We start from the raw sequence: 14,055 nt of genomic DNA, 5'->3' as shown, positions 1-14,055 counted from the left end.
GGTCGCGCGCCACGCTGGATGGTACGCCGCCGGCGGCCAGGCGGCGCGGGGTATTGGCCGGCGAAGTGGCTTGCAGCGTGTAGTCGGGCCGGCTGCTGACGAGGGCTGTGCGGGTGAACAGCGGGTCCACGTTCAGCAGGTTAACGCCAGCCGCGCCCACGATGGCGGGCGTACTGGCGTAGGCTTTGGTACGCAGCAGCGAGTTGAGGATGCTGACGGTGTAGTTGGAGTCGGTGTAGTTCTTGAAGTACAGCTCGTCGTCGATGGTGCCCGGGCCTAGGTTGGAGCCCCACACGATGGAGTTGCGCAGCGTGACGCTGAGCGGTAGCTTGCTCCCATCGGTGGCTTTCTCGTTGGTGAAGCTCAGCGAAGCCGTTTCGCGCCGGAAGGCAGGTGTGTAGTTGGCAAAGGTGCAGAAGTTGAGGTCGAATACCCCGCCGCCCACGCCGGCAATGGCGTACTCGCCGCAGTTGGTGAACAGGCAGTTCTCGGCCTTGAGGTCGCCCGAGTAGCTGAGCACGCCGGCCCCGGCGCTGGCCGTGGCGTTGGCAAACGAGAGGTTGGAGCCCGAAATGTTGCGGATGACCGTGTTGGCCAGCGCCAGGCTGGGGTGGGGCTGCTTGTTCTCGGGGTTCAGCAACAGTGCCCCGAAGGTGGCATTCTTAATTTCGGTGTAGCGAATGCTATTGTTGCGGCTGGTTTCGGTGAACACGATGCCGCCCCACTGGCCCGGGGCCTCGGCATAGTCTGCCTCCGGCCGGTCGCCGGTGAAGCGCACGATGTTGGGGTTGGTGGCCTTCACGGTATCGGTGGGGCCGGTGGAGGGGGCGAAATCGTCGTTTATCCGCAGGGTGCCATTCACCTGAATATAAGCGCCAGCGTGGCAGTAGATGCGCGCGCCTTTCGGAATGGTGAGCGTGATATTCTCGCCCACCAGCACGCCGAAGGTAACCGGCGGCTGCCCCACCGTCAGCACGCGGCTGGCCGGGATGATGACGTGCGGCTTATCCGTCGGCCAAACGGTATCGGTCAGGATGAGGTCGGCCCGATGGAAGTAGGCGTTCTGGCCGTAGGCTACCAGCTTCACGTGCTGGTCGTTGCCATTGGTGCGAAAGTTCACCTGGTCTTCCACCAGAAATTTCTTGGCTGTGGTGGCCTGGCCGTTGTCACCGAGCACGGCCCGCACCAGAATCTGCACGCTATCGTTGCCCCGAATGAGGACGCCGCTTTTGGCCGCGCCCGCGTCGCCGTTAATGATGAGCGAGTACGTGCCGCCCGCCGTGCCGGCCAGGCTGATATCCGTTTGCACCGCGCCGCTATTGCGGTTGTAGGCCCACAGCCGCTTCGTGACAGTGCGAATGGTGGTGAACACCGTGTCAAACAGCACCGTGTCCTGGTCGAACTCCAGGCGGCCGGTGGTTTGCACAATGTCTTCCTTGGGCTCGCAGCCGGGCAGAAACGTGAGCAAGCAGCTCAGCACCAGAAACAACGGGAAGAGGTAGCGCATAAGCAGGGGCGCAGGGGAGGGGACAGCGCCCCCGGAGAACGGTAAAAGCCGGTTGGGTATTGCAGCCATTGTGGCGGGGCAGCCGGAGCCGCCCCGCCTGCGGCTTACTTCGTCACGCCTTCTTGCAGGCGCTCGGCGCTGTCGGCCAAGCGCAGCTGCTCCACGAAGTCGTCGACGTTGCCTTCCATCACGCTGGCCAGGTTGTACACCGTGTAGCCGATGCGGTGGTCCGTGACGCGGCCCTGCGGATAGTTGTAGGTGCGAATTTTGTCGCTCCGGTCGCCGCCGCCAATCATGCTTTTGCGCACGGCGCCGTCGGCTTCGTTCTTCTTGGCCAGCTCCATCTCGTACACGCGCGAGCGGAGCACGGCCAAGGCTTTGTCAAAGTTCTTGAGCTGCGATTTCTGGTCCTGGCACTGGGCCACGAGGCCGGTGGGCAGGTGGGTGAGGCGCACGGCCGAGTAAGTGGTGTTCACCGACTGGCCGCCGGGGCCGCTCGAGCAGAAGTAATCCTTGCGGATGTCGCTCATGTTCAGTTCCACGTCGAATTCCTCGGCTTCCGGAATCACCACTACCGAGGCCACGCTGGTGTGGATGCGGCCCTGGGTTTCGGTGGCCGGCACGCGCTGCACGCGGTGCACGCCCGATTCGAACTTGAGCTTGCCGTACACGTCCTCGCCGCGCACGGCCACGATGATTTCCTTATAGCCGCCCGAGGTGCCTTCCATGGCGTCGATGAGCTCCATTTTCCAGCCCTGCTTTTCGGCAAAGCGCATGTACATACGCTGCAGGTCGCCGGCAAATATGGCGGCTTCGTCGCCGCCCGCGCCGGCTCGGATTTCCACAATCACGTCTTTCGAGTCGTTGGGGTCTTTGGGCAGCAGCAGGTCTTTGATGACTTCTTCGAGGCGCTCCTGCTCGGGCAGCAGCTCGTCGAGCTCGGCCTTGGCCATTTCGCGGAAGTCCTGGTCTTTCTCGGTGGCAATGACTTCGCGGGCGTTTTCGATGTTGCTGAGCACGCCCTGGTAGTTGCGGTACTCGGCCACAATCTTGCCCAGCTCCTTGTATTCCTTGTTCAGGGATTTGTAGCGCTTCAGGTCCGACATCACGTCGGGCTGCATCAACTCCTCGTTGACGTTCTCGTAGCGCTGGTTGATGGCTTCTAGTTTATCGAGCATCGGGTGTTCAGAATTAAGCAATAAGGCTGCAAAGATACGGCATCTGAACACCTTGATTCCGCTGGTGGTTCTCGGGGGGCGGCCGTAGCTGGCGCGGGCCGTGTAGCCGTCGGCCGTAAGCGGGCTATATCCCGGTTTCTCTGTGCCTTCGGCCGGCCTGTTATCTTTGCGGCCAGTTCCCACCTCACCACCCCACCCATGTCCTCGGAAGCAGACGTTCTCTCCCCCCAGTCCAAAGCCCATACTGCCCAGAAAGGCAGCACCAACGCCAACGGCTTCACCGATTATTTCGACCTCGACGGCCTGCTGACCGAGGAGCACCTGCTCATTCGCCAGTCCATCCGCGACTTCGTGAAGAAGGAAATCAGCCCCAACATTGAGAAGTGGGCGCAAGACGCGCACTTCCCGAGCGAAATCGTGCGAAAGTTTGGCGACGTGGGCGCGTTCGGCCCCACCATTCCGCAGGAGTACGGCGGCGGCGGCCTCGACTACATCAGCTACGGCCTCATCATGCAGGAGATTGAGCGCGGCGACTCGGGCATGCGCTCCACCGCCTCGGTACAGGGTTCGCTGGTGATGTTCCCCATCTACGCCTACGGCTCCGAAGAGCAGCGCAAAAAGTACCTGCCCAAGCTCGCCAGCGGCGAGTGGCTGGGCTGCTTCGGCCTGACGGAGCCCGACCACGGCTCAAATCCCGGCGGCATGACCACCAACCTCAAGGACATGGGCGACCATTACCTGCTGAACGGCGCCAAGCTCTGGATTTCGAACTCGCCCGAGTGCCAGGTGGCCGTTGTCTGGGCCAAAAACGAGCAGGGCCGCATCAAAGGCGTGATTGTGGAGCGCGGCATGGAAGGCTTCAGCACGCCCGAAATTCACAACAAGTGGAGCCTGCGCGCCTCCTGCACCGGCGAGCTGGTGTTTGAGGACGTGAAAATCCCCAAAGAGAACATCCTGCCTAATGTGGATGGCCTGCGCGGCCCGCTCTCCTGCCTCGATTCGGCCCGCTTCGGTATTGCTTGGGGCGCCATCGGCGCGGCCATCGACTGCTACGAGTCGGCCCTGAAATATTCCTTGCAGCGCGAGCAGTTCGGCCAGCCCATCGGCGGCTTCCAGCTGCAGCAGAAGAAGCTGGCCGAGATGCTCACCGAAATCACCAAAGCCCAGCTCATGGCCTGGCGCCTCGGCGTGCTCAAAAACGAAGGCAAAGCCACCAGCGCCCAAATCTCCATGGCCAAGCGCAACAGCGTGGACATGGCCCTGCACGTGGCCCGCGAGGCGCGCCAGATTCACGGCGGCATGGGTATTACCGGCGAATACCCCATCATGCGCCACATGATGAACCTCGAATCGGTGATTACCTACGAGGGCACGCACGACATTCACCTGCTTATTACGGGGGCAGATATTACGGGTATTCAGGCGTTTAAGTAAATCTTGCTGTCTCCGCCCTGCGATGAGCATGAGTGGTATGCTTCGTCAGATTGACGAAAAACAGCGGCTGCAGCTTCTGGAGAATCCTGATGAAGTGCTTGAGGTTGTCGATAGCGAAGTGCCGGCGTCTCAGGAACTGGACTTAGACAAAGCCTGGCACGGGCTGCATTTCATGCTGACCGGCCAGGCTTGGGATGGCGCGGAGCCGTTGTGCTACCTGCTGAGTGGTGGCGAGCAGATAGGCGACCAAGAAGAACATGACGCGGGTTACGGCCCGGCCAGATGCATAAGCCCTCAACAGGTAAAAAACTTCTCTAATGCCCTTTCAGCCATTACCGATGAGGAATTTGCCGGGCGCTACGATGGCAGAAAAATGATGGCGCTTGAGCTTTACCCGCGCGGTTGGGAAGATGAGCCAGCCGGAATGAGAGCGTGGCTAACGCAATGCTTTATCGACTTGCGGCAATTTGCTATCGATTCGGCCAGCCGCAGTAAAGCCTTACTAATTTGGCTGCAATGATATAAAAAGCCGCTCCGATTACGGAGCGGCTTTTTTGTAGTAGTGATTAGTAGTAATCAATCAACTTACCGCCGCTCCATCATATACACCGTCTCGGTGGTGGCGCCCACGCCCACGGTACTCTGGGCCACGCTCACCAGGCGCCAGCCCTGGGCGGCCAGCTTGTTCACTTGCAGCAGCTCGGCGTGGTGCAGGGCCACGGCCACGTCGGTGGTGCTGCGGTCGGAACTGGGTTTCACGTTGGTGAGGCGTTGCACCTGCTGCTTGCCGTCGGGTAAGATGGTGACGATTTCGGGCACGTAGGAGTCGTTGCCCGGCCGGCCGCTACCCACCACCATCAGGTAGCCGGAGGTGGCGGGTGCCGCGTTAGGGTAAAAGGCCCAAGAGCCAGCCACGGCCAGCGCCAGCGCGGCAGGAAGAAACAGCTTTTTCATACAATTTGCGGGAAGAGAAGCGTAAAATGCAGGCGCAACATACTTAATACGAAGGCATGAAGCGGGAAGCATCTGCCCCAACGACCATCAAAACCCGCCGCCCGTGCCGTAATTTGGCCGCATGATGAAAATCGTCCCCGCGTCCGAACCCCTGGTGCTGCTCGAATGCCTCGTGGCCGGCACCTCGCACCGCCCCAACCTGGAGAAGTACGAGCCAAAGCTGAAGGTGGGCCAGGCCCTGCACCTGAGCCGCGAAGCCGATAACCACTACGACGACTGGGCCGTGCAGGTGCACACCGCCCCCGCCACCGACCCCGCCAATGTGTGGCTCGGCTACCTGCCCGAGGGCCGCAACGAAACCGTGGCCCGCCTGCTCGACGCCGGCAAGCACCTCTCGGCCCGCCTCAACCACAAATCCTGGGAAACCGACTGGCTGCACCTCGACATTGAAGTGCTGCTGCACGAGTAGCGGAAGGATTAGAACAGAAAACCCGAACGTCATGCTGAGCTTGTCGAAGCATCTCTACCGCACAACGCAATTAATTACTGCTGCGGTAGAGATGCTTCGACAAGCTCAGCATGACGTTCTTTGTAGAAAGCTAAGTTTCTTCCGGTCAAAGGAGCTTTTTTATTGCTAAATTAGTTACTCACTAGCTTAGCAAGCGTCGACCAATCATTTTAGTAATAGTATTATGCGCGAAGCCTATCTCACCGGCGGAACCGACGGGTTTGATGCCACCGATAAGGACATCGACAAAGCCCTTCGCCCGCTTAGTTTCGACGATTTCACGGGTCAGGACAAGATTCTGGAAAACCTGAAGGTGTTTGTGGCTGCCGCCAAGATGCGCGGCGACGCCCTCGACCACGTCCTGCTGCACGGCCCTCCCGGCCTGGGCAAAACTACCCTCTCGCACATCATTGCCAACGAGCTGGGCTCGGGCATTAAGATGACCAGCGGCCCGGTGCTCGACAAGCCTTCCGACCTGGCCGGCCTGCTCACCAACCTGGAGCCGCACGACGTGCTGTTCATCGACGAAATCCACCGCCTCAACCCCGTGGTGGAAGAGTACCTGTACTCGGCGATGGAGGATTACCGCATCGACATCATGCTCGACTCGGGCCCCAACGCCCGCTCGGTACAGATTTCGCTGTCGCCCTTCACGCTGGTGGGCGCCACCACCCGCTCTGGCATGCTCACGGCGCCGCTGCGGGCCCGCTTCGGCATTTCGGCCCGCCTCGAATACTACGACTCCAAGCTGCTGACCACCATCGTGCAGCGCTCGGCCGAGATTCTAGGCACGCCCATCCACGAAGATGCGGCCTTCGAAATAGCCCGTCGCTCGCGCGGCACGCCCCGCATTGCCAACAACCTGCTGCGCCGCACCCGCGACTTCGCCCAGATTAAAGGCACCGGCACGATTACGGTCGAGATTGCGCAGTTTGCCCTCAATGCCCTCGACGTGGACGCTCGCGGCCTCGACGACATGGACAAGCGTATTCTCACGACCATCATCGACAAGTTCAAGGGTGGCCCGGTGGGCATCAGCACCATTGCCACGGCTTGCGGTGAGGAAGGCGAAACTATTGAGGAAGTGTACGAGCCCTTCCTCATCCAGGAAGGCTACATCAAGCGCACCTCGCGCGGCCGCGAAGCCACCGAGGCCGCCTACCAGCACCTGGGCCGCCTGCTGCCCAACCACCTGCGCGGCAACAACGGCGTGGGCTTGTTTGATGAAATAACGTCGTAAGCTCTTTGTCTGTTATCCTGAGCACAGCGAAGGACCCTCTGACGGCAGCATGATTTGCAGTAAATAATTGGTTACTGCCCTTCGTGCCGCCGTGAGAAGGTCCTTCGCTGTGCTCAGGATGACCTATGTTTATTCAATACCAATTCCGTTGCCCATGCTTCCTCAGTCCCAATGGGCCCCGTTTATCAAGCGCCGCGCGGCGGAGCTGGGCTTTATGGCCTGCGGTATTTCCAAAGCCGAATTTCTGGAGGAAGAAGCCCCACGGCTCGAAACCTGGCTCACACGCCGCATGAATGGCAAGATGGGCTACATGGAAAACCACTTCGACAAGCGCCTCGACCCGCGCCTGCTCGTGGATGGGGCCAAATCGGTGATTTCGCTGCTGCTTAATTATTACCCCGCGCCCGAAAATCAGCAGCCCGCCGACACGCTGAAAATCAGCAAGTACGCCTATGGGCGTGACTATCACTTTGTCATCAAAGACAAGCTAAAAACGCTGCTGGCTGACATGGAGGCCGAGATAGGCCAGATTGGCGGCCGCTGCTTTGTGGATTCCGCGCCGGTACTCGATAAGGCTTGGGCGAAAAAGTCGGGCCTGGGCTGGGTGGGCAAGAATTCGAATCTGATAACGCCGGGTACCGGCTCGTTCTATTTCATCGCCGAGTTGATTGTGGATGTGGAGCTGCCCGCCGACGGGCCCATTCGGGACTACTGCGGCACCTGCACGAAGTGCGTGGACGCCTGCCCCACGCAGGCCATTACCGAGCCCTACGTGGTAGATGGCAGCAAGTGCATCAGCTACTTCACCATCGAGCTCAAGGGCCAGATTCCGCAGGAGGTAGGCGGGAAATTCGGCAACTGGATATTCGGCTGCGACATCTGCCAGGACGTGTGCCCCTGGAACCGCTTCTCGAAGCCGCACCACGAGCCGCAGTTCGACCCCGCGCCCGGCCTGAAGGACCTGACGCCCGGCGACTGGCGCGAAATCACCCATGAATTATTTACGGAGCTGTTCCGGCAGTCGGCCGTGAAGCGGACTGGCTATGAGGGCCTGAAGCGGAATATTCAGTTTGTAGCGGAAGGACCGGAGACGCCAAAACAGGCCTGACGGGCCAGCGCTAAGCGCCCAGGCTCAACTCGCCAAACACGCGCTTCAACACGCGCCGGTAGATGCGCGAAAACTGCCGGTAGCACCAGCGGCGAAAATCCTGCACTTCGGCCGGCAGTATTACGCGTAAGGCCTTGCGCAATTCTTTCTCGAACAGCGCTTTGCTGAAACTAACTTTCAGCAGAATCATTTTCACGTAGTCTAGCATCTATCGAGGAGCAGAGGAAGGTGAAAAACTGGATAATCCGGCCCGCACACCAACTTCAGTTGTGATTGTTGGAAAGGTAAATAAAAGCGAAAAATGCAAACCATTGCGCGACGTAGTCGTCCGGTTCGGTTGCCAGGGGAGCCCGATACGCAAAAAGAGCGGCCAGAGCCGCTCTTTTGCCTTAAAAAGCCAGAATTTTGCACCTTATTCCTTAGCTGAACAGGTCGAGCACGGCCTGAGCCAGTGCCTGCTGGTTGGCCGGCGGATTAGACTGCGTCGGGTCGATGGCAAGCGGCTCGTCGAAAGCTTCGGCCAGAGAGGCGTCAGACACGAACGACAGCTTGAAGACGCTGAGAAAATCGCTGAAGCCGATGGGCACGCCGGCCGAGGCCAGCTGCGTGGTGCTGTCTTCGCCGTAGCTGGCTGCGGTGGTGAGCACTTGCGCGGCAGCCGGCCGGGCAATGGGTGCATCGGTGCTGCTGGGCCAGTTTTTTACGGATACGCCGCGGCTGCGACGCAGGCCCCGGACGTGGGCCGCATGCTCGCCTTCGACTGCCAGAAGGCGCAGCATGACTTTGGCGAACTGGGCGTCGTTGGTATTAACGAAGGCGTAAGTGTTGTACAGCCGCACGCCAACGTCTTCCAGTTGCTGAGCAAGCGCCAGAAAAGCATCGTAGTCGCTCAGCACATTCGGAAACAGTACGGGGTTGGTGGCCACGTTTTTGCGGCCACTGAAATCGAACGCCGGAGCCGTGGGTACCAAGGCGCCCGCATCTTGCAGCGATTTTTGCAGGAAGGCGACATGTTGGGCCTGGTGGCCGGCAATGCGCTGGAAGTCGCCCGTCTGGGCCGTCGGAATCAGGTTGGTGGCGGCCAGGGCCTGCGTGTAGTATGCCAATTGCAGGCGCTCGAATTGCAGCAGCTGCGTAATGGCATCGTAGGCGGTCGTCTTGGTGCGCGCGGCTACGGGCGCCAAAGCGCCTACGCTGAACGGTAGGGCTGCCAGGGCCGCACGGCCAGCTTGCTGGAGTAGCGCCCGGCGCGGCGCAGCGCCGACAGTGGCCGGGCTGGCGCCCAGGCGGTCGAGGAACGGAAGTAACTTCATACAGGAACGGCCAGATTGGCCACGGAAACGACGTAGGGGGCTACGTAAGGCGCCAAGGCCGCCACCACTTCGGTAGGCGTTTTGGTACGCAGCTGCCCGGTAGCTGGGTCAACAACGGTGGCATCGGCAAACGAGCCGGGGGTGAGCAGGTCGCGGATAGCAGCCGCATGACGGGCCTGCACCGATACCGCTTTGAGCAGCAGCGCGCGCGGATACGCACTGGCCGACGTGAAGAGCGGCAGCAGCACCGGGTAAGCCGCCGCCGCCAGGTCGGCCAGCTGCTGCACTGCTGCCAGGGCACCGGCCCGGGTAGTCAGCGTGAATGTTGACGTGTTGAAGACAAAGTCGGTGGGGAAGGGGCCGACTTTGGCGGTAGTGGGGTCGATGTAGTAGTGGCACAACTCCCGGTAAATGAGCTGATGGTTGCGCATATCGAAAATAATGCTGCGCTCGGCCTGCGTCAGGTCGTTCGGCGGGTTGGCCACAATCTTATCGTATGTGGTCGACAGCGCCAGCCCCAGCAGATAACCGTAGTAGAACAGCCCCGCATCGCCCGAAGGCAACGCCAGTTGATTGGGGTCGGACGTGGTGGGCGCGGGTGTTTCGGTCGAACAGCCGGTCGTGGCTATCAGGGCCACGGTAGCGGCCGAAGCCGCCGAAACCCGCAAAAAGCTGCGCCGCCCTACGGGCTGCGCCTGCCAGGCGGGCGAATAAGTTGGGTCAGACATGCGTAGCAAAAGCGTCAATCCGGCGGCAAGCCCACTATAGTGGGGCCGGGGCCACCACAAAGGTACTCACTACCCCTGCAATGGTTGCAAAGGCCTAAAAAACAAGGCCGGTTCCGCGCATAGCACAGAACCGGCCTTGTTACTATCCGGCAATTGCCGGCAGAATGTTCTAGGCGCCAATCAGGCCACCGGCGCGCGAGGCATCGGTTACCTCGGCCACGGTCAGGGGCTCGTCGAACGAAGCGGCGGCATCGGCCTGCGAATAGGTGGTGCCGGCCGTGATGGCGTTAGCAGCCGTCAGGCTCACGCCCGACTGCGTGGTGTTGCTCTCGGGCGTAGCACCGGTGTAGGTGGCGTTGCTGTCGAGGTCGCCGCCGCCGGTAATCCAGGGCGTGGAGCCGGGGTTGAGCGGGCTACGCATGTAGCGAATGTGCGCGGCGTGGCGGGCTTCTACCGAGTGGATGCGCAGGGCCGTTTCGAGCGGGTTGTAGGCGACACCGCCGATGGTAACGTCGGCAATACCCAGCAGGTCGCCGGCCCGGCCTTTATACGCACGCACGCCAGTGTCTTCGAGCAACTGGGCTACACCCAGAATACTGGTGGCGCCGCCGTAGAACGAAACGAGCGAGTTGAACGTGGCGGATTTAAACGTGACGTTGCTCACAGCTGTGCCGCCAATAGCACCTATCACCGTTTGCAGCAGTGTTACGTGGGCGTTTTCGTGTTTGGCAATCTGACGGATGGCAGCCTGGTCGGCCGCGGTAGCCGTGTTGAACAGCGGCGAGGCAATTACTTTTTTGTAAAAGTCGGCTTCGAGCAGCTCCAGCGTGAGGGCGTAGTTGAACACCTCTTTCGGGTCGCCCGCCGTGGTGCCGGCGTACGCTTTCGAGAAAAACGAAGCCAGCATGGCCGGCAGGGCAGCCTGAGCGGTGCGCTTGCCCACGGTGGTGAGCGAGTTGAACACGGCGCGGCGCGAATCGAGGCGGCCCATCAGGTCGGTATCGACTTCGGCCAGCTGGTTAAGGATATTGAAGAAATTCATGGCGAGAATTGATTACGATTGAAGGAGGGAGAAAGCTTATGCGTTGACACCCACGGTGCTACCGTCGATTTTCTCCGTGATGAATGCTTGGGCCGTAGCCAGCACATCGGCCGGCTTCATCGACTTATCCAAGCCCGAAGAATCAACCTGCAAATCATCGGCAAACGAGCCGGCCGAAATCAGGTCGCGCACATAAGCCGCGTGACGGGCTTCTACCGATACAATCTTGCCGGCCAGCAACAGGTAGTCGGCCGATTTGAGGAGCTTGCCGGCTCCGTTGTAAGCCGCTACACCCAGGTCTTCGAAGGCTTTGGCCGTGCCGAGCAGGGTAGCGCGGTCGGTAAAGGTGCCCGTGGGGTATTTAGGCGTCAGCCCGCGCAGCACCTGCGTGCCGGCATCGCGGGTGAGGGCGGCCTTGAAGAAGTCGCGGTGAATGGCTTCGTGCTTGGCTACCTGCTGGAAATACAGGTATTCCGTGGCGCTCAGCACCCCCTGCGATTGGGCAACTACTTTCGCATAGAAATCGGCCTCCAGCTGTTCGAGGGCGTAGGCATAGTTCAACACCCCCACATCGCCCGAGCCCAGGCTGATGGAACCGTCGGCATTGGTCGTGTTGCCGGTGGGCAGGCTGGGCGTTGGCGTGGTCGAGTCTTTCGAGCAACCGGCCAGTACGAGAGCCGTGGCGCCGGCCGTAGCACCGGCGTACATGAAGAAGGAGCGACGCTTGATGGGCGTGAAGATGGGTTGCACGAGCGTGTTGTCGTCGGAACCGCGGGGCTGAAGAATGTCAGACATGAGCGTGAAGTATTGAGTGAAAGATGGAATTCAAACAAAAAGGGCAATAGGAATCCGGCAGGCGAAAAATGCCTGATTCAATAGCAGCAGCAATCTAGATTAGGGAGAGGATTTGGGAGCAGATACGGCAACTGTTGAGGAAAAGGATTCAAAAGGCCCGTATTTTTCGGTTTTTCGCAACTTGCTCCAGGGCAGTGAGTCGTTCAAAAGGCCATTTTCATGGCTACCTGCTACTTTTAGGCAATGATGATGGGCCAGCAAACGATGCGACGATTTTTGGGCCTGCTGCTGTTGTTTGGGGGGCTGATGGGCGAAGAGCGAGCCAGCGCGCAGCCCGGCAAGACGGTTTCGGGGCAGGCTGCAACGTCTGCTGACGTGCAGTTGCAGCTCGGCCCCGACCGGCTACCGGTTACGGGCACCTACACGGTGGCTTTCCGATTGCGCGGTGGGCAACTGGAGAAATATTCGGAGTTTCCGGAGCTGGAGGGCTTTAAAAAAGCAGGCAAAACCCGCACGACCACGACGACGCTGGTACTAGGCCAGCCATTCAGCGACCTAACCATCACCCAGAAATACGCGCCGTACGGCGAGGGCGACATCGCTATTAAACCGTTTCAGATGACGGTGAACGGCGTGGTGCTGCGCGCCAAAGCCGCTACCGTGCACGTGGGCCCGGCTCCGCCGCCCAATCCCGGCACCCTGACCAAGCCCGCCAACCCCACGGCCCCGCTGCAGGCCGTGGGCGACCTCGACAAGATGTTTGGCAAGCCCAAGCCGGCGCTGTACCAGGAGGTGCCCGACCACGCGTTTCTGGCCGTGCTGGCCGACCAGCCCCGGGTGTACCAGGGCCAGGGCGTGCGCGTGGGGCTGTACTTCTACCTCAAGCCCGAAGACCAGGCCCTGTTGTCGTTTCATGATTTTGACGACCAGCTGCCGCCGTTGCTGCACGAGCTGCACCAAGCCACGGCCTGGCAGGAACCCGGCCCTGAGCCCAGTGTGACGCCCGACACGGTGCGCCACAAAGGCGAAAAGTACCTGCGTTTCCGGCTGGCCGAAAACCTGTACTACCCGCTCACGCCCCAGCCCCTGCGCTTCCCGCCGCTGGCGCTGACGATGATAAAATTCAAGCTGCTGAAAAAGCCCGAGCAAGGCCAGGACAACCGCCTGGCGGGCTACAAAACATATTTGTCGCCGGGCCTCACCGTACCGGTGCTGCCGCTGCCGGGTGGCCGGAGCGGTACCGTGGCCGTGGGCGACTACAAGCAGGTCGAAGCCCTGAGCACTTCGCACCCCCGCGTGGGCGAGTCGTTTACGCTGGCTTTCGGGGTGCAGGGGCAGGGCAACCTGGCGGCGGTGCTGGCCCCCACGCTTGCCACCCGCGCGGGCCTCGACGTGTATGGCCCTGAAGCGCGTGAGGAGCCGGTACCGGGCGGCGGGCGCAAGCTGTTTCGCTACCGGCTGGTGGCCCGGCGGCCCGGCCCTATTTACCTCGACAGCCTGTTGCAGCTGGTGGTATTCGACCCTACTACGAGCCGCTACGATACCCTGCGGCCCAGCCTGCACCCGGTGGTACGCGGGGCCAGTCTGCGCCCCGACCCCTTGCCTAAGCCCGCCGATGACCCATTCTACGGCCCCGCATTGGCCCGGGCCGATACCACGCTGCAGCCGCTCAACGTGTATGCCGACGTGCGGCGCTACGCCGATTGGGTGCTGCTGGCGCTGGCGGGCGTGGCCGTGTTTGGCTGGTGGCGGGCCGGGCGCGCGTAATTTTGAGGTTTCTGGTCGCTTATTTCTGGTTCAACGACCAGTTGGCAACGAGAGAACAACGACCAGTAACCGAGAATAAGAAACAAGCAACTATGTCCAACACCTTCGGCTCCCTCTTTCGCATCACCACCTTCGGCGAGTCGCACGGCGCGGGCATCGGCGTGATTATCGACGGTTGCCCGGCCGGCGTGGCCGTGGATGCGGCCCATATTCAGGCCGCGCTCGACCGGCGGCGGCCCGGGCAGAGCGACCTGACCACCCCGCGCAAAGAGGCCGATACCGTGCACATTCAGTCAGGCCTATTTGAGGGCTTTACTACGGGCACGCCCATTAGCCTGTTCATTCCCAATGCCGACCAACGCTCGGGCGACTACTCGCACATTGCCCACGCCTACCGCGCCAGCCACGCCGACTACACCTACGATGCCAAGTACGGCCGGCGCGACTACCGCGGCGGCGGCCGCAGCTCGGCCCGCGAAAC

The 14,055-nt window shown here is 61.1% G+C and carries 15 protein-coding genes; 7 read left to right on the top strand and 8 right to left on the bottom strand.

Going from position 1 to position 14,055, the window contains the following annotated elements; translation table 11 throughout:
* On the bottom strand, positions 1-1,507 hold a 1,507-nt coding region (locus ACYVDE_RS04810; protein ID WP_460500332.1), incomplete at its 3' end, for a hypothetical protein.
* Between the two features lie 104 nt (positions 1,508-1,611).
* Positions 1,612-2,685 carry a peptide chain release factor 1 gene (gene prfA / locus ACYVDE_RS04805; RefSeq protein WP_460500331.1) on the bottom strand — a complete coding sequence of 358 codons (1,074 nt, stop codon included), beginning with the start codon at positions 2,683-2,685 and terminating at the stop codon, positions 1,612-1,614.
* Between the two features lie 198 nt (positions 2,686-2,883).
* Between prfA and ACYVDE_RS04800 the strand changes: the two genes are divergently transcribed.
* Both ACYVDE_RS04800 and ACYVDE_RS04795 read left to right on the top strand, forming a co-directional pair.
* The gene (locus ACYVDE_RS04800) at positions 2,884-4,119 is read left to right on the top strand and encodes an acyl-CoA dehydrogenase family protein (protein WP_460500330.1); all 1,236 of its coding nucleotides are present in this window, start codon (positions 2,884-2,886) and stop codon (positions 4,117-4,119) included.
* 22 nt (positions 4,120-4,141) lie between these two features.
* Positions 4,142-4,639, top strand: a complete 498-nt coding sequence (locus ACYVDE_RS04795; RefSeq protein WP_460500328.1) for a YfbM family protein — start codon at positions 4,142-4,144, stop codon at positions 4,637-4,639.
* A gap of 65 nt (positions 4,640-4,704) precedes the next feature.
* On the opposite strand, the gene ACYVDE_RS04790 is transcribed toward ACYVDE_RS04795, so the two are convergent.
* A complete protein-coding gene (locus ACYVDE_RS04790) occupies positions 4,705-5,073 on the bottom strand; it encodes a DUF4177 domain-containing protein (protein ID WP_460500327.1) in 369 nt (122 codons plus the stop codon).
* 121 nt (positions 5,074-5,194) lie between these two features.
* Between ACYVDE_RS04790 and ACYVDE_RS04785 the strand changes: the two genes are divergently transcribed.
* The 3 genes from ACYVDE_RS04785 to queG all read left to right on the top strand — a co-directional run bounded on the left by ACYVDE_RS04785 (position 5,195) and on the right by queG (position 7,929).
* Positions 5,195-5,542 carry an HIRAN domain-containing protein gene (locus tag ACYVDE_RS04785; protein WP_460500326.1) on the top strand — a complete coding sequence of 116 codons (348 nt, stop codon included), beginning with the start codon at positions 5,195-5,197 and terminating at the stop codon, positions 5,540-5,542.
* Between the two features lie 223 nt (positions 5,543-5,765).
* Positions 5,766-6,821 (top strand): Holliday junction branch migration DNA helicase RuvB, encoded by a 1,056-nt coding sequence (gene ruvB, locus ACYVDE_RS04780; protein ID WP_460500325.1) that lies wholly within the window; start codon positions 5,766-5,768, stop codon positions 6,819-6,821.
* 154 nt (positions 6,822-6,975) lie between these two features.
* The gene (gene queG, locus ACYVDE_RS04775; protein ID WP_460500324.1) at positions 6,976-7,929 is read left to right on the top strand and encodes a tRNA epoxyqueuosine(34) reductase QueG; all 954 of its coding nucleotides are present in this window, start codon (positions 6,976-6,978) and stop codon (positions 7,927-7,929) included.
* Between the two features lie 10 nt (positions 7,930-7,939).
* Here the strand turns inward: queG and ACYVDE_RS04770 are convergent, their stop codons facing one another.
* The 5 genes from ACYVDE_RS04770 to ACYVDE_RS04750 all read right to left on the bottom strand — a co-directional run bounded on the left by ACYVDE_RS04770 (position 7,940) and on the right by ACYVDE_RS04750 (position 11,807).
* A complete protein-coding gene (locus tag ACYVDE_RS04770) occupies positions 7,940-8,137 on the bottom strand; it encodes a hypothetical protein (RefSeq protein WP_460500323.1) in 198 nt (65 codons plus the stop codon).
* 211 nt (positions 8,138-8,348) lie between these two features.
* Entirely contained in the window at positions 8,349-9,242 is an 894-nt protein-coding gene (locus tag ACYVDE_RS04765; protein WP_460500322.1) for a ferritin-like domain-containing protein, read from the bottom strand.
* Positions 9,239-9,970, bottom strand: coding sequence for a ferritin-like domain-containing protein (locus ACYVDE_RS04760; protein WP_460500321.1), 732 nt, complete (start codon positions 9,968-9,970; stop codon positions 9,239-9,241). Before ACYVDE_RS04760 ends, ACYVDE_RS04765 begins: the two co-directional genes overlap by 4 nt.
* A gap of 169 nt (positions 9,971-10,139) precedes the next feature.
* On the bottom strand, positions 10,140-11,012 hold the full coding sequence (locus ACYVDE_RS04755; protein ID WP_460500320.1) for a ferritin-like domain-containing protein: 873 nt from the start codon (positions 11,010-11,012) through the stop codon (positions 10,140-10,142).
* Positions 11,013-11,048: 36 nt separating this feature from the next.
* Positions 11,049-11,807 carry a ferritin-like domain-containing protein gene (locus ACYVDE_RS04750; RefSeq protein ID WP_460500319.1) on the bottom strand — a complete coding sequence of 253 codons (759 nt, stop codon included), beginning with the start codon at positions 11,805-11,807 and terminating at the stop codon, positions 11,049-11,051.
* 264 nt (positions 11,808-12,071) lie between these two features.
* Here ACYVDE_RS04750 and ACYVDE_RS04745 point away from each other — a divergent pair, with 264 nt between their 5' ends.
* Positions 12,072-13,574: a hypothetical protein gene (locus ACYVDE_RS04745; protein ID WP_460500318.1), complete on the top strand. Its 1,503-nt coding sequence runs from the start codon at positions 12,072-12,074 to the stop codon at positions 13,572-13,574.
* 92 nt (positions 13,575-13,666) lie between these two features.
* Positions 13,667-14,055 (top strand): chorismate synthase (locus tag ACYVDE_RS04740; protein ID WP_460500317.1); only part of this gene is annotated, 389 nt, incomplete at its 3' end.

It is taken from the genome of Hymenobacter agri (assembly GCF_054778495.1).
This window is presented reverse-complemented; position numbering and strand designations above follow the sequence as displayed.

Excerpts from the sequence above, each read along its gene's own strand:
- ACYVDE_RS04750 (WP_460500319.1), bottom strand. The coding sequence starts at position 11,807 with ATGTCTGACATTCTTCAGCCCCGCGGTTCCGACGACAACACGCTCGTG.
- ACYVDE_RS04755 (WP_460500320.1), bottom strand. The coding sequence starts at position 11,012 with ATGAATTTCTTCAATATCCTTAACCAGCTGGCCGAAGTCGATACCGAC.
- ACYVDE_RS04790 (WP_460500327.1), bottom strand. The coding sequence starts at position 5,073 with ATGAAAAAGCTGTTTCTTCCTGCCGCGCTGGCGCTGGCCGTGGCTGGC.
- ACYVDE_RS04765 (WP_460500322.1), bottom strand. The coding sequence starts at position 9,242 with ATGAAGTTACTTCCGTTCCTCGACCGCCTGGGCGCCAGCCCGGCCACT.
- ruvB (WP_460500325.1), top strand. The coding sequence starts at position 5,766 with ATGCGCGAAGCCTATCTCACCGGCGGAACCGACGGGTTTGATGCCACC.
- prfA (WP_460500331.1), bottom strand. The coding sequence starts at position 2,685 with ATGCTCGATAAACTAGAAGCCATCAACCAGCGCTACGAGAACGTCAAC.
- ACYVDE_RS04745 (WP_460500318.1), top strand. The coding sequence starts at position 12,072 with ATGCGACGATTTTTGGGCCTGCTGCTGTTGTTTGGGGGGCTGATGGGC.
- queG (WP_460500324.1), top strand. The coding sequence starts at position 6,976 with ATGCTTCCTCAGTCCCAATGGGCCCCGTTTATCAAGCGCCGCGCGGCG.
- ACYVDE_RS04795 (WP_460500328.1), top strand. The coding sequence starts at position 4,142 with ATGAGCATGAGTGGTATGCTTCGTCAGATTGACGAAAAACAGCGGCTG.
- ACYVDE_RS04785 (WP_460500326.1), top strand. The coding sequence starts at position 5,195 with ATGATGAAAATCGTCCCCGCGTCCGAACCCCTGGTGCTGCTCGAATGC.
- ACYVDE_RS04800 (WP_460500330.1), top strand. The coding sequence starts at position 2,884 with ATGTCCTCGGAAGCAGACGTTCTCTCCCCCCAGTCCAAAGCCCATACT.
- ACYVDE_RS04770 (WP_460500323.1), bottom strand. The coding sequence starts at position 8,137 with ATGCTAGACTACGTGAAAATGATTCTGCTGAAAGTTAGTTTCAGCAAA.
- ACYVDE_RS04760 (WP_460500321.1), bottom strand. The coding sequence starts at position 9,970 with ATGTCTGACCCAACTTATTCGCCCGCCTGGCAGGCGCAGCCCGTAGGG.